Genomic DNA, 14,507 nt, shown 5'->3' on the forward strand with positions numbered 1-14,507 from the left:
TTCGTCCTCGCGGGCAGCGTATCACACAGTCGATGACAACAGCCTAAAACTTAACGGCGGACCAGCAGACCCTGTGGCGCGCATGTCAGAAGGTGCCGCTTCTCGATCGACTGATCTTTGTAGAACTCCGCGCCCGCTTTGCTCGCGAGAAAATCATTGACGGCGGTCAACGGGCTATTGCCGGGTCCCCATGGCCGGCTAACGTTGAAACTTTCCTCGGGTGCAAATTCGATGCCTGTGTCCATGACGATCAGGACAGAGTGCTTTGACACAAAGGGTGAGTAAAGTCGCAATTCCTCGAGGACGTGATCGCGCGTGTGATGGGAATCGAGGACGACCATGATCTTTTTCTTGCCTTCGACAAGCTTGGACACTTGGCCGACGATGGCTGAATCAATCGATGAGCCTTGCACGAGATCGATCATCGGCGCGAGGGCGTGACCTTCAATCGCTTCACGGCTATGGGGTCGAATGTCGATATCCACGCCGACGACCTTGCGGGTGACCGGCTTCTCGCCCCGCAAGAATTCGCTGTAGCCGAGCGCGGCCAGGATGCTGGCCGACAAGACAAGGGAGCCGCCGCGGGCAATTCCGGTCTCGACAACTGCATCCGGCTTATAGGTCCAGATGATTTCCGAAATAGCGCAGACGTCTTGCGGGTCCTGAATGATGGGCAAGCCGAGCCACTGGAACATGTACTGGTAGTCGAACTTGCGGCTGGCATCGTGCCAGGTCTTGACGGCAGCCCTGCAGTTCGGGTCGTTCCAGTTGCGCTCGGCCAGTGCGGCGCGCCTGATCGCGAAATCCATGATGTTCTAAGCCTTGTGACGGGCAAACAGGGTCAAACCCTCACCGAAGAGGGAGTGGGATCGCAGGAAGATGTCGTAGCAGCCGAACTGGGTCAGGAACTCCGGGATGTCCAAATAGGATTTCTCGTCGTGCGACAGGTTGACGAGAATGTCTGCTCGGTTCTGCCGGATGAGCTGCTCGGCACCCTTAAGGGCCGAGAGCTCGGCGCCCTCGATGTGCAGCTTGATCAACGTGCGCCGCGCTTCTGGCTTGTCTTGGCCGAACGTCTGTTCATGGACGGAGTCCAGCGTACAAGTATCGACCGTCGTCAGTTTGGGATGGTCGAACGATGGGACATGGATCAGTCGCGCGGCCAGAAGGCCGTTGGCGATGAACGTGCCGCGTCCGTCGCGGTCCGAAAGCGCACGTCGGTCGAGTGCGATCTGAGCCTTCACCCGAGGCTGCCAGGCGGCAATTTGCTGCCGACATACTTCGTGGCTTGCGGGATCCGGTTCGAAGGCGACGATTCTGTCGAATGTGACGCCGGCAGCCGTGAGGCTCTTCACCAGAGTGAATGAGAAGCAGCCGCCGTCATAGACGACATCATAGTGGGTGCCAGCCCGCCCGAAGAGCGCAAGATTATATTTATTTGAGTCTGACCCGAAGGGATATTCGTTCACGAGCTCGCGCCGGTAGCGCCAGGCTGTGGCAGCCCGACAGATGTCCCGTGACGTTTCGTCGGCAAACAAGTGTGGCAGCCGCGCAAGGCGATCTTCGGTCTCCGCTGTCGGCGCCAAATTGCGCCAGCCGTTGGAGAAGACCGTAGGTGTGAACTCTTCGAAAAAGTCGTACACGGTCAGGATTTCGTCCTGACCGATCCTCTGAAAGATCGCTTTGAGCTCAGAGGTCGGCGTTACGAAGACGCTTGTAAGATAGGTAACGCCCGGAACTCGCACGTGTGAGCGTAGGTCGCGAATTCCCACCCCTTGGATGTCACCGGTCTTCACAGAGTCGAGTATGAACTCCGGCGGTGCGACCGAGGCTGGCCAGAGTCCCACCGACATCGCGCCGAGCTGGCCGGCGCCGATCAGCGCGTAGGGGCCGCCGGTTACAAGTTTTCTAATTCTGGCTTCGGAGATCATCGGAGGTAGAGCTTCTTCAGTCTTTCTTTGTGCCCGTCGAGATTCTCGTGCGTGCAGGCGTGCACCTGACCGCAGGAGGCACAGGAAGGATTGGCGCCGAGCCCTTCATTGAGATGCTGGCTGCGCAGCGCGCGCAGCCTTTCGCCGTTCCAGATATCGATGAGGTTCTCGGTCGCGACCGAGCCGATCGCGAGATCGCGATTCCAGTCGACGCAGCAAGGGCTGACGACGCCGTCGGCGTTGATCGAGATCGAGTAATACGGATAGGGGCAGAGCTCCTTGTGCACGGTCTCGCGCCCATAGGCATCGATGTCTTCGTGCACGGCGCCGGCGACCGAGAACTGCGGCCACGACGAGACGGTGTTTTCGATGTAGATGCCGTCGGAAATGGGACCGAACGTGTCAAAGAACTGCCGGTCCTCGCCGAGCGCATAATCGAGGTTCTGAGCTACCGTCTTGACGTGCAGCTTCATGTCACCGCGGATCGAGAAGAGGTGGCGCACGTTCTCGACGAAGGCGTCGTAATCGAAGCGTACGCGCGCGAAGGACAGATAGCGCTCAGCGGTGACGCCCTCGATCGACAGCACGACGCGGTCGATGCCGGAGGCGACCAGCTTCTCGTTGAAGTCGGACGAGAGCTTCGAGCCGTTGCTCGTGGTCTCGACGCGCTCGATCTTCGGCTCCCGCTTGGCGAGGGCGACCATGTCGACGAAGCGCGGATTGAGCATCGGCTCGCCGTCCTTGAACAGCTTGAGCACCTTGAGCGGGCGCTCGAACGTCGCGATATCGGCGACGATCTTCTCGAATAGCTCGAACTTCATGAAGACCTGGGCGCGGCCGGACTGCTTGATGAGCTTCGGATCGCCGGTCGGGCAGAACGAGCATTTGAAGTTGCACAGCGAGGCGGGGTCGACCTGCATCGAGATCGGGTTCGGCAGCGGCAGCAGATCGCCGAGCTGCTCGCGCGGGTACGCCTTGGGCAGCATGAAGATCTTGCGCCGGTCCATCTCAATGCCCATCGGGCGCCCCCCTAGATCGCAACCGCTCTCATGAAATGCGGCATTTCGTTTGATTGCGGCGCGATGCTGGCCGCGCGCAGCCGCGCCAGCGAGCGATCGGCCGGAAACACGTACTCGAAATGCGCGAAGGTCCCTTTCGACGTCGGGGCGTCCGGCTCGATGACCGGCGTCCAATCCGTCCCCGGCAGGCGCCGGGTGGCTGTGTACCAATCGCCGGGCGTTTCGCCGATGGCGCTCGCGAAGTCGGGTCGGCGAGGCGCCTCCGTGAGCAGCGACTGCCACAGCTCGGTGAAGGCGGCAGCGCTGCGCAACGGCGTCCGCGTCGCCGCCATCGCCGCCGCCGCGTTGCGCGACAGGCGGTCGCGCAGGCTTACCGAGGTCAGGAGCGATTGCAGCAGCTCGACACAGTGATCGATGGTCTCGCCGATGAGGCCGGTCTCGCCGTCCTGCACGATCGCCGCCTCGGCGGGGTTGTTCAAAACGACCGGAACCAGACCGAGCGACATTGCTTCGACCAGCGCGTTCTCGGCGGTGCCGTAATGATGCGGCTGCAGGGGGTAGAAGAAAATCTCGGCGTCGGACAGGGCCGCCGCCGGCGTCGCGGTTTGACCGCGAAAGCGGATGCGTTGGGGGTTATCCATGGCCAGCGCGCGCGCGATGACCGGCGTCGAGCATTCCCCCCACACCGACACCAGCGCATTCATGTTGAGCGCATCGACGACTTCGAAGAAGCCCGGGTTCATTTTGACGAAATCGACGGTGCCGAGATAAGCGGTCTCGGGAAGGCCGTCCACCGCGCGCTCCGGAAGCCTCGGCGGGAAGCCGAAGCCGCTGCGGATCGCGGCGATGCGCGCGTTCGGCATCTCGGCCAGCCAGGGGATCGTCAGCGACGCCTCGGTGCTGAAGACGAAGCGGCCGGCCTCGGCAATCAGGCCGGGGGGAATGACGGGCGTGAACAGGCCGGACACGTGCGCCCAGAACGCGCTGCGTATCGCGGGAAAATCAGTGCGGGCAAGGCACTCGAAGAGACGGGGGTGGTTCCAGAACTCGAACTGGACGATGTCGTGTTCCTGCGCCAGCCGCGCGACGTCGTCCAGAGTTTCGGCGAAGCGCACCTCGCCGCCGCAGGCCCTGATGATGTCCGCATAGCGGCGGTCGAGCGGCGCCTCGAGAAGAAGATAGGTCTGCTCGACGCTGCCGGCGAGCGCAGTCCTCAAGGCCGCGTGGCCCTTGCCGACGCCGCCGCCGAGATGGGGCGTGACGTGCAGGATCTTCATTCGGCGGCAACGACGGTATAGGCAGGATTGTCGCCGCCCGGCGCCGGGACGTTCGGGTTGACGGCGACTTCTTTGTGAAATTTGTCGAGCAGCTTGACGCGATGCGCGTCGATATTGTCCGGTAGGCAGTGGCTGAGCTGGCCGCAATTGCCGCAGACGCCGTTCTGCCGGCGGCGTCCCTCGAGATGCTGCAGCCGCAGCGCGTTCATGCGCTCCGACGTCCAGATCTCCTTCATCGACTGCTTACGCACGTCGCCGATGATGAGCTTGCGGCCCCAGTCCAGGAAGCAGGACGACACCAGGCCGTCCGCATTCACCGAGTAGCCGTAGAAGATGTAAGGGCAGACATCGGTCTCGCTGATGTCTTGCTGGTAGAGACCCTTGGTGATGGTCACCCCGGTGTGCTTCTCGATGTCGAACTCCGGCCAGCAGGGGGCGAAGTTCTCGACGAAAATGCGGTCGCAGTGGTCGCCGAACGTCTCGAAGAATTCCTGCCGCTGCGCTTCGGTGATCAGCTCGTTCGGAATCTTGACGACGATTTCGGTGCGGCCCTTGTTGGCGTAGACCCACTTCACGTTGTCGATGAGGCTCTTGAAGTCGAACTTGAAGCGCGTGAAGGTTTTGTATGTCTCCTCGTTCATGCCGTCGACGGAGATATTGATCTTGTCGATTCCGGCTTCGAGGACCGGGCCCATGCGCTCCGGCGTCAGGAAGGTGCCGTTGGTCGTGGTGTCGATGTATTCGATGTGTTTCGCCCTGCGCGCATAGGCGACCATGTCGGCGAGGCGCTTGTTGAGGAACGGCTCGCCGTCCTTGTACATGCGCAACACCTTGATCGGCTTGTCGAAGGCGCCGAGATCATCGACGATCTTTTGAAAGACCTCGAACTTCATCGCGCCCTGGAAGCGTCCGGTCTCCGCGATCATGTCGCGATGGCCGGTGGGGCAGAAGGTGCACTGGAAATTGCACGCGCTGGCCGGATCGGCGAACACCACGAACGGCGTCGAGAGCGGGATCACCGTCTCCAGCGCCGTGCGGCCAGTCATGTTCTTGCGGGGTTCGAGCCGAGCCTTCATCCGTACGATCCTGCTAGCGAGAATGCTGCTGATTCGTACAGGAGAATGGTTAACGGGGCTTAACCACGTTGGCCCACGGATTTAGCGGCCGCAGCTGTACTTCAAGGAGAGGATGCGGACGGCGATCGGCCGTTCGCTACCGCCGCCGGCTGCCGGCGCCTGCTCCCCCGCGCCGCATCAGGAAGTCGAGCGCCGCGACGCGCAGGCTGAGCGGACTGTCGGGATAGCGGCCGCGCAGGAGCTTGAGCGCCTCGGCGTCCGTGGCGGGCGCGTAGCCCATGACCCAGGCGGCCATGCTTTCCGGCGCGAGGCTCGCCGCAATTCGGTCGGGTCGGAAGGCTTCGCCCATGGGTAGTCCCCTCGGAAGGCGTGGCCCGGCTCGTCCAGAGTGCGGCCGGATCGTTAATGGGGCGTTAACCGCATCGCCGCCGGCGGAGTTCCATCCGCGGCGGCAGGCGGACGCCAAAGAAAAAGGGATGCGCCGCCAGCGGCGCATCCCCGGTATTTCGGTAGCGGCGTCTTACTTCAGCGGCTGGCCGATGGTGACCGTCAGCTTGCCGACGCCCTCGACCTCGCATTCGAGCTTGTCGCCGGCGACGGTGGCGGCGACGCCCGCCGGCGTGCCGGTCATGATGATGTCGCCCGGCTCCAGCGCGACCATTTCCGACAGGTTGGAGATGATCTCCGGCACGTTCCAGATGAGCTGGTTGAGGTCGCCGTCCTGGCGGATCTGGCCGTTGCACTTGAGCGTGATCTTGCCCTTCGTCGGATGGCCGATCTTCTCGGCCGTCACGATGGCGCCGCAGGGGGCCGAGTGGTCGAAGGCCTTGCCGATCTCCCACGGGCGCTTGAGGTCGCGTGACGCGATCTGCAGGTCGCGGCGGGTGAGGTCGATGCCGACGCAATAGCCGTAAATGCAGTCATTGGCCTTGGCGACAGGGATGTTGCGGCCGCCCGACTTGAGCGCCACCACCAGTTCGACCTCGTGGTGCATGTCCTTGGTCAGCGACGGGTAGGGAACCGTGCCGCCGTCAGGCACGACCGCGTCGGCCGGTTTGGCGAAATAGAACGGCGGCAGGCGCTCGTCCTGACCCATCTCGCGGATGTGCTCGATGTAGTTGCGGCCGACACACCAGATGCGGCGGACGGGGAAGGTCTTGTCCGTGCCCGCGACGGCGATGGTCGCTTGCGGCGGCGGCGGAATGACATAGCGGGCGTCGGTCATGGTGACTGGCCGTATCTCTTTGACTGTTGTTGCGGATGGAAAATCCGGTCCCGGCGGTCCGGATTTTGCAGGAGTGGGCAGGGGTTAACAGGAGAGCGCCGTGGCCGTCAACCGGGGTTGCGCGCGGCCGGCGACCGCCGGTTGGCCGGCGTGGAGCGTCCCGCCCGTTTTATAAAATCATCCACGGCTGTCGAAACGAGAATTGCACCGGCTTGTCTGCCCAGAGCTATGGAACACGACGCGAGTAGCGAAAGGCATCGAAATCCTGCTCGTAGAGGCGATACACAATGTCCGCCAATTCGGCCGAATAATAGGGCGGCCAGTCCGACGATCCGGATCCGTTCAGGCGCGGGAGTTCGATCGACGATTTGCGGGCGTGCTGCAACACCGTCGCGAAGTCGCTTTCAAACGTCTCGACGCGGCCGACCAGATCGAGCTTTATTCCCGGCACTGAAGCGCGCGCCACCTGTCGATCCCAGTGCGGATCGACGCTTTCGTCGATCGTTTCACGAACAAAATGGACGAACGCGGAGAAGGATAATGACTGGATCGGCCGCGCCTGGCGCGGTTGCGGCGTATTATCCAGATAGAGGTCGACGTAGGGGTCGCCACGGCGCAACGGCTTGCCGGCGAATTTGTTGGACCACGCGGATACCAGCCGTGCATACGGATTGCGGACAAACGTGAAACGCAGGGTATCCGCACTGCTGGCCATCTCGTGGAAGACGTCGAGGCCCGCCAGGCTTGGCGACAGCAGTCCCGAGCATCTCCGTTTATAGAGCACGCGTTCATCGGGTGGTGCTGCGTGCGTTTCGAACTGGCTGAGAACGCTGCGAATGGTCGTCGATGCGGCCTTGGGCACGCTGACATAGATCAGCTTCTGACGCGGGAGGATGTCGATCCATGTGTCGGCATCGAAGCCGCTGTTCCGGATGTTGCGGTAAAAAGCCAATGCCGGTTGATCGCGCCGGTTGCCCGTTATTGCCTTCCATCGCGCGACCTGACGACGGACATGAAAGCGGATCGTCCGGCGAAAGTACTGGGGGCAGTCCAACATGTTCGGTCAACCGGAACCTCGCACGTCGCCCGTTCAAATAACGGACGATCTCGCGAAATCCGGCGGCAAAATATTGCGCGGTAACAAATTAGGGGTGGACGGCTGATCAGCCGGCTGAAGCCATCGCGATCACCTGTTCGGCGACGTCCTGGTTCTTGAACTGCATGCGGTAGAACGAGGTGTAGCGGCCGCCGCTGCGCAACAGCTCCTCGTGCAGGCCGGATTCGACGACCATGCCGTCCTCAATGACGTGGATGCGGTCGGCGTGCATGATCGTGTGCAGGCGATGCGCGATCACGATGGTGGTGCGGTTCTGCGTCAGGCGGTCGAGCGCGTCCTGCACCTGTCGCTCGGATTCGCTATCGAGCGCGGCGGTGGCTTCGTCGAGCAGGATGATCGGCGCGTTCTTGATCAGCGCGCGGGCGATGGCGATGCGCTGGCGCTGGCCGCCCGACAGTTGCAGCCCGTGCTCGCCGACCGGAGTGTCGTAGCCGTTCGGGAACGACATGATGAAGTCGTGCGCGAAGGCGGCCTTGGCGGCAGCGACGATCTCGGCCTCCGTCGCCTGCGGCTTGCCGAAGGCGATGTTGTCGCGGATTGTGCCGCGGAACAGGAAGACGTGCTGGCCGACGTAGCCGATGGCCTGCCGCAACGACTGCCGGGACACGGCATCGATGGGCTGACCGTCGATACGGATGCTGCCGCGATCGGCCTCGTAGAAACGCAGCAGCAAATTGAGCGTCGTGGACTTGCCGCCGCCGGAGGGGCCGACCAGCGCGGTCACCTTGCCGGGCTCGGCGGCAAGGGTCAGACCGCGCAGCACAGCCTCTTCCTGGCGGTAGGCGAAATAAACGTCGGAGAATTCGATTGCCGCCTGCGCGATCTTGAGCGCCGGCTTGTCGTCCTCGCGCGGCTCGGTCGCCGGCGAGTCGAGCACGTCGAACAAGGTGCGCACGTTCACCAGCGCGCTGTTGAGTTCGATGTTGAGGCGGGCCAGGCGCTTGGCCGGCTGGTTCGCGAGCAGGAAGGCGGTAATGAAGGAGATAAGTGCGCCGGGCGCGGCGCCGAGCACGATGGTGCGATAGCCGCCGTAGACGACGCCGAGCGCCACCGCGATGCCGCCGAGCGTCTCCATGACCGGGCTCGCGCGCGCCGAGACGCGCGCCATCTTGTTCGACTCCAGTTCGACCGCGCGCACATTGGCGTCGAAGCGCGCGTGCATCTGCTCTTCGAGCGTGAACGCCTTGACCACGGCGATGCCCTGGATTGCCTCCTGCATCGTCTCCAGGATGCGCGTGCCGCCGGTGAACTGCGCCTTGGCGATCGACCGGATACGGCGGATCATCTTGCGCAGCAGCAACATCGCCGGCGGGAAAACGACGAAGCAGACCAGCGCCATCTTCCAGTCTTGCACGAACATCACGATGACGAGGCCGACGACGGTGAGGAAGTCACGGCCGAGCGTGGTGACGATCTGGTTGAGTACCTGGTTCGCTGCGGCGGCGCCGGTCTGCAGGCGTGCGGCGAACTCCGAGGAATGGCGGTCGTCGAAGAAGCTGATGCGCTCGGTCAGCAATTTATCGAACAGCTTGCGCTGGTTGTCGGCGACGATGCTGTTGCCGATGCGCGAGAGAATGACCCGCTGCCCGTAATCGGCCACGCCCTTCACCAGGAAGGTGAGCATGGTCACGACGCCGAGGAAGACGACGGTGTCGAAGCTGTGGCTGAGGTAGGCCGTGTTGACGAAGTCGCTGATCAGGTAGGCGGGCAGCGCGGTGCAGCCGGCGACGATCGCCATCAGGATGAAGGCGAAGGCGTATTGCGGCCAGCGGGCAAGCCCCTGCTCGAGCAGCAGCCGGCGGATCATGGCGGCGGTGCCATAACGCGCGTCGGCTGAATCCGGCAGGATATGATCGGTCATCTGCCCTCTGTCGGGCTCGTGTGGTCGACACGCGACATTGCGGGCACGAGCAAGCGCTTCCTTGCCTGCCGGCGCGGAATTTTTCAAGCAAAATCAGGGCAAAACGGCGGCTGCGAACAGCCGGCGGCGCTCAGGCCGCGGCGCTGTCGCGCTTGGTCGCGAGGCTGCGCTCCCAGGCGAGTGCATGGGCGACGATTGTGTCGAGATCCTGGAACCGCGGCTGCCATGCAAGCGTGGCGTGGATGCGGTCGACATTGGCGATCAGGGCCGCCGGATCGCCGGCGCGGCGGCCGCGGATCGCGACCGGGAAGTCGACGCCGCCGACGCGTTTGACGGATGAGATCACCTCCAGCACCGAGGCGCCGCGGCCGTAGCCGCAATTGAACGTGGCGCTGGTGCCGCCGGCGCGCAGATGCGCGAGCGCGGCCGAATGCGCCCGCACCAGATCGCTGACATGGATGTAGTCGCGCAGACAGGTGCCGTCCGGCGTCGGATAGTCCGTTCCGAACACGTCCATGCCCGCACGCTTGCCGAGCGCGGCCTCGCACGCGACCTTGATCAGATGCGTCGCCTGCGGCGTCGACTGGCCGGTGCGGCCATGCGGATCGGCTCCGGCGACGTTGAAGTAGCGCAGCACGACGAAGCGCAGGCCGTGCGCCTTGCCGGCATCGTGCAGCATGATCTCCGACATCAGCTTCGAGGTTCCGTACGGCGCGATCGGTGCCGTCGGTTCGTCCTCACGCACCGGCACATGCTCGGCATTGCCGTAGACCGCGGCGGTCGAGGAGAAGATCACCTGTCGCACGCCGCACTCGATGGCGACGTCGACCAGATTGCAGGTGTTGAGCGTGTTGTTGCGGTAGTAGCCGAGCGGATCGCGCACCGAGTCCGGCACGACGATCGAGGCGGCGAAATGGATGATGGCGGTGACACCGTGCTGGCGGATCGTCTTGGCGACGAGGTCGCGGTCGCCGGTCGACCCGATGACCAGCGGCACACCCGCAGGCATGAGGAAGCGAAAGCCGGTGGACAGGTTGTCGAGGACGACGACGTTCTCGCCGCCGTCGACAAGCTCATGCACCATGTGGCTGCCGATGTAGCCGGCGCCGCCCGTCACCAGAACCGTCATGCTCGCGCTCCGTCCGAATCGCGAGCCTGTTTTGCGCCACAAGCTGCAAACGACAGGTTAGGACGGTCGCGGAATAGGCCGGCATTCGCTTACGCATTCTTAACGAAGCGTTATGGAATCCCGCCCAATCCGCCTGTATATGGTCGCCACCCGCCATGGCCGACATCCTGTTCATCAAGACCTCCTCCCTCGGGGACGTTATCCACCACATGCCGGCGCTCACCGAGGCGCGGGCGCAACGCCCGGATGCGCGTTTTGCCTGGCTGGCGGAGGAGGCCTTCGCGCCGCTGGTGCGGCTGCACCCGGCGGTCGACAGGGTCGTTCCGGTGGCGTGGCGCCGCTGGCGCAAGTCGCTGTGGTCGCCGGCAACCCTGGGCGAGATCGGGGCGAGCATCCGCGCCGTCCGGGCCGAGCGCTACGACGAGATCATCGACACGCAGGGCCTGGTGCGCTCGGCGGCGATGGCGCGTCTCGCCCACGGGCGGCGGCATGGCTATGACCGCGCCAGCATCCGCGAGCCGCTCGCCTCGGCGTTTTACGACGTGCGCTACAGGGTCAGCCGCGAGCTGCACGCGGTGGAGCGCAACCGCATCCTCACCGGCCGCGTGCTCGGCTACCAGCCGCAGGGCGCCCCCGATTTCGGCCTCGACCGTAGCCGGCTCCGCCGCGAGGGGCCGCGCTACGCCGTGTTGCTGCACGCTACCGCGCGGCCGGAGAAGGAATGGCCGGAGGCGAACTGGGTCGCCCTCGGCACGGCGCTGGCGGGCGAGGGCTACGATCTGGTGCTGCCCTGGGGCTCGTTCGCCGAGAAGGCACGCGCGGATCGCATGGCGGCCTCTTTGCCCCGCGCCCGAGTCCCGGAGCGGCAGCCGCTCGACAGCGTCGCGAGGCTGATGGCGAGCGCGGAGCTGGTCGTCGGTGTCGACACCGGGCTCATGCATCTCGCCGCGGCGTTGAGCGTGCCGCTGGTCGCCATCTTCACCGGTAGCAAGCCGCATCTGACCGGCCCGGTCGGAAGCGGGCCGATGGAGGTGCTCGGCGCGCACGGTGCCCCGCCTAGCTTGGACGAGGTGCGGGAGGCGGTCTCGAAGCTGCCGCGCTGAAGGATCAGGCCGCGCCGGCGCGCAGCAGATCGTGGATGTGGATGATGCCGACCGGCTTGCCGGCCTCGATGGCGAACAGCGCCGTGACCTTCATCGCGTTGAGCAATTCCAGCGTTTCGCTGATCAGTTGATCCGGCCGCACCGTCTTCGGCTTGCGCGTCATGACTTCGTCGACGGTGGCGTCGAGCAGTTTGTTGCTCATGTGCCGGCGCAGGTCGCCGTCGGTGATGATGCCGACGAGCAGCCCGTTCGTGTCGACGATGCCGACGCACCCGAAGCCCTTGCGCGTCATCTCGATCAGCGCGTCGGACATGCGCGCGCCAGCTTCCGCCAGCGGGATTTCCGCGCCGGTGTGCATGAGGTCGCGCACGGTCTTGAGCAACGCCCCGAGCTTGCCGCCGGGATGCAGCAGGCCGAAATCGAGCGGCGTGAATCCGCGGCTTTCCAGAAGCGCGATTGCGAGCGCGTCGCCGAGCGCGAGCTGCATCAGCGACGACGTGGTCGGCGCCAGATTGTGCGGGCAGGCCTCGCGCGCCTGCGGCAGCGCCAACACCACGTCGGCGGTGCGGCCGAGCGTGGAGTCGGCGTTCGCCGTCATGGCAATGAGGCCGATGCGATAGCGGCGCGAAAAGTCGGTGAGGTTTTTCAGTTCGGCGGTCTCGCCCGACCACGACAGCGCGAGGATGACGTCGGCCTTGGTGATCATGCCGAGGTCGCCGTGGCTGGCTTCGGCCGGGTGCACGAACAAAGCCGGTGTTCCGGTTGAGGCGAGCGTGGAGGCGATCTTGGTGCCGACGTGGCCCGATTTGCCCATGCCGGTGACGATCACCCGGCCTTCGACGCCGCGGATGAGGTCGATGGCGGCCACGAACGTGGCGCCGAGGCCGTTCGACAGCGCCGCGCGCAAGGCATCGATGCCGCCGCCCTCGGCCTCGAGGGTGCGGAGAGCGGAGTCGATCGCGGCGTGCGCGCTGTCGGTGGTTGAGGGTCGCGGCTTGGCCATCCCGAAATCCCGGTCCTTCCAAGGCGTTGATAGCACGGTTGGCCCGGCCGCGTCAGTCAACGCGGCCGTTCCGCTAACACCTTGCGCACCGCTTCCAGCACGCGTTCCACCGAGACGTCGGCGGTGCGGTGATGCGCGACCGCTGGATTGCCGAGGGTGCGCGCGCGCTCGCGCGCCTGCGGCTCGCCCTCCGGTTCGAGGATGGCCGCCACCGGATTGAGCGGTTTCCAGTGCCATGGGCTGGTCGGCCCGAAAATCGCGACCGTGGGCGTTCCCAGGGCCGCCGAGACGTGCATCAGGCCGGAGTCGTTGGTAACGGCCAGGCTGGCGGCGGCGAGCGCCAGGACGGCGTTCCGGAGATCGCCGCCGGTGAGGTCGCGGGCGCCCGCTCCGGCGGCATCGACGATCTGGCGGGTAATCGGCGTCTCAGCCGGGCCCCCGAGCACCCAGACTGCCACTCCGTCCTGCACCATTGCCTGCGCCAGCCGCGCATAGAACTCAGGTGGCCAGGCCTTGCCGGCGCCGACCGCGCCCGGCGACAGGGTGACGACTGGCCCTTTTCCCGTTTCAAGTCGGCTATTTAGCCGCCAGGCTTCGACCTCGGCCGCAGGGACCTTGAGCTCCGGCAAAGGCCAGTCTGTGGGAAGCGTTGCGTCCTTCGGAAGGGCGAGGGCGCCCATCTGGTCGATCATGCGGGGCAGCTGCCGCTCGCCGGGGCGCAGGTCGTTGATGAGGCCAATGCGGGCTTCGCCGACGAAGCCGGTGCGGAGCGGAATGCCCGCCAGCCAGGGCGCCAGCGCCGCCTTCCACTTGCGTGACATCACCAGCGCCTGGCCGTAGCCCTGCCGACGCAGCTCGCGGGCGAGCCGCACCTGAAGCCCCAGGCCCAGCCGCCGCCGCGGCAGATCGGCCACGATCGCCTGCCTGACGCCCGGCATGTAGTCGGCCAGCGGCGCGCAGAGCGTGCTCGAGACGATGTCCACAGGCCGGTCCGGGTCCTGCGCCTTCAGGAGCCGCACCACCGAGTGGCAACGGACGAAGTCGCCGATCCACACATAAGGGACGATCAGGACCGGGCGGGCCGCCTCTGGCGTCTTCTGGATCATGGCAGAGGCCGCCCCGTCGGCCGTTTCGCGTGCAGCGGAAAAGGCTTAGCCCGCGGCCGGCGGCAGGGTCCAGCCCTTAACCGGCCGCGGCGGCTCTCATTGCGCCTGCCGCCCGGCTCAGGCAAAGGAGGGGCGGGTAAGTCCTTCCGAGGCAGGCATGTTTCTGGTTACCGGCGGCGCCGGATTCATCGGCTCGAACATCGTGGCCAGCCTCAACGAGGCGGGCGCTGCCGATGTCGTGGTCAACGACCGCCTCGAAACCGGTGACGTGAAGTGGCGCAACCTCGCCAAGCGCCAGCTCGCCGACTTCGTGCCGCCGGCGGATCTCGCGCGCTGGCTCGAGGGCCGCAAGCTCGACGCCGTCATCCACATGGGCGCCATCTCCGATACCACGGCTTCCGACGGCGACGCGGTGATGGAAAACAATTTCCGCCTGTCGCTGCGCCTGCTCGACTGGTGCACGCAGACGCGCACCCCGTTCATCTACGCTTCGTCAGCGGCGACCTACGGCAACGGCGAGCAGGGCTTCGACGACGACTGGGCGCCGGAGAGCTTGCGCAAGCTGCGGCCGATGAATCTCTACGGCTGGAGCAAGCATCTGTTCGATCAGGCGCTGATCGAGCGGCATGTGAAGAAGCAGAACCTGCCGCCGCACTGGGT

14 protein-coding genes are annotated in these 14,507 nt (G+C 65.0%); 2 read left to right on the forward strand and 12 right to left on the reverse strand.

What is annotated here, in order from left to right:
- Positions 1-50 precede the first annotated feature (50 nt).
- From VGV41_RS19390 to galE, 10 genes are all read right to left on the reverse strand, one after another.
- Positions 51-809: a cephalosporin hydroxylase family protein gene (locus VGV41_RS19390; protein ID WP_326865685.1), complete on the reverse strand. Its 759-nt coding sequence runs from the start codon at positions 807-809 to the stop codon at positions 51-53.
- A gap of 6 nt (positions 810-815) precedes the next feature.
- Positions 816-1,931 carry an FkbM family methyltransferase gene (locus tag VGV41_RS19395; RefSeq protein ID WP_326865686.1) on the reverse strand — a complete coding sequence of 372 codons (1,116 nt, stop codon included), beginning with the start codon at positions 1,929-1,931 and terminating at the stop codon, positions 816-818.
- Positions 1,928-2,950: a radical SAM/SPASM domain-containing protein gene (locus VGV41_RS19400; protein WP_326865687.1), complete on the reverse strand. Its 1,023-nt coding sequence runs from the start codon at positions 2,948-2,950 to the stop codon at positions 1,928-1,930. Before VGV41_RS19400 ends, VGV41_RS19395 begins: the two co-directional genes overlap by 4 nt.
- 11 nt (positions 2,951-2,961) lie before the next feature.
- The gene (locus VGV41_RS19405) at positions 2,962-4,227 is read right to left on the reverse strand and encodes a glycosyltransferase (protein ID WP_326865688.1); all 1,266 of its coding nucleotides are present in this window, start codon (positions 4,225-4,227) and stop codon (positions 2,962-2,964) included.
- The gene (locus VGV41_RS19410) at positions 4,224-5,303 is read right to left on the reverse strand and encodes a radical SAM protein (protein ID WP_326865689.1); all 1,080 of its coding nucleotides are present in this window, start codon (positions 5,301-5,303) and stop codon (positions 4,224-4,226) included. The genes VGV41_RS19405 and VGV41_RS19410 overlap by 4 nt, the downstream gene beginning before the upstream one ends.
- 136 nt (positions 5,304-5,439) lie before the next feature.
- Positions 5,440-5,652, reverse strand: coding sequence for a hypothetical protein (locus tag VGV41_RS19415; protein ID WP_326865690.1), 213 nt, complete (start codon positions 5,650-5,652; stop codon positions 5,440-5,442).
- Between the two features lie 171 nt (positions 5,653-5,823).
- The gene (locus tag VGV41_RS19420; RefSeq protein ID WP_326865691.1) at positions 5,824-6,528 is read right to left on the reverse strand and encodes a fumarylacetoacetate hydrolase family protein; all 705 of its coding nucleotides are present in this window, start codon (positions 6,526-6,528) and stop codon (positions 5,824-5,826) included.
- 226 nt (positions 6,529-6,754) lie between these two features.
- Positions 6,755-7,585, reverse strand: coding sequence for a sulfotransferase family protein (locus tag VGV41_RS19425; protein ID WP_326865692.1), 831 nt, complete (start codon positions 7,583-7,585; stop codon positions 6,755-6,757).
- Positions 7,586-7,691: 106 nt separating this feature from the next.
- Positions 7,692-9,506 carry an ABC transporter ATP-binding protein gene (locus tag VGV41_RS19430; RefSeq protein ID WP_326865694.1) on the reverse strand — a complete coding sequence of 605 codons (1,815 nt, stop codon included), beginning with the start codon at positions 9,504-9,506 and terminating at the stop codon, positions 7,692-7,694.
- A gap of 130 nt (positions 9,507-9,636) precedes the next feature.
- Complete coding sequence (galE, locus tag VGV41_RS19435) at positions 9,637-10,635, reverse strand: UDP-glucose 4-epimerase GalE (protein WP_326865695.1); 999 nt, start codon at positions 10,633-10,635, stop codon at positions 9,637-9,639.
- 155 nt (positions 10,636-10,790) lie between these two features.
- On the opposite strand from galE, the gene waaC reads away from it, so the two are divergent.
- Entirely contained in the window at positions 10,791-11,738 is a 948-nt protein-coding gene (gene waaC / locus VGV41_RS19440; RefSeq protein ID WP_326865696.1) for a lipopolysaccharide heptosyltransferase I, read from the forward strand.
- A gap of 4 nt (positions 11,739-11,742) precedes the next feature.
- Here the strand turns inward: waaC and VGV41_RS19445 are convergent, their stop codons facing one another.
- On the reverse strand, positions 11,743-12,741 hold the full coding sequence (locus tag VGV41_RS19445; RefSeq protein WP_326865697.1) for a KpsF/GutQ family sugar-phosphate isomerase: 999 nt from the start codon (positions 12,739-12,741) through the stop codon (positions 11,743-11,745).
- Between the two features lie 56 nt (positions 12,742-12,797).
- Complete coding sequence (waaF, locus tag VGV41_RS19450; protein WP_326865698.1) at positions 12,798-13,847, reverse strand: lipopolysaccharide heptosyltransferase II; 1,050 nt, start codon at positions 13,845-13,847, stop codon at positions 12,798-12,800.
- 157 nt (positions 13,848-14,004) lie between these two features.
- Between waaF and VGV41_RS19455 the strand changes: the two genes are divergently transcribed.
- On the forward strand, positions 14,005-14,507 hold a 503-nt coding region (locus VGV41_RS19455; RefSeq protein ID WP_326865699.1), incomplete at its 3' end, for an NAD-dependent epimerase/dehydratase family protein.

Origin of the sequence: Pseudolabrys sp. (assembly GCF_035943735.1) — a bacterium.
Classification (GTDB): Bacteria; Pseudomonadota; Alphaproteobacteria; order Rhizobiales; family Xanthobacteraceae; genus Pseudolabrys.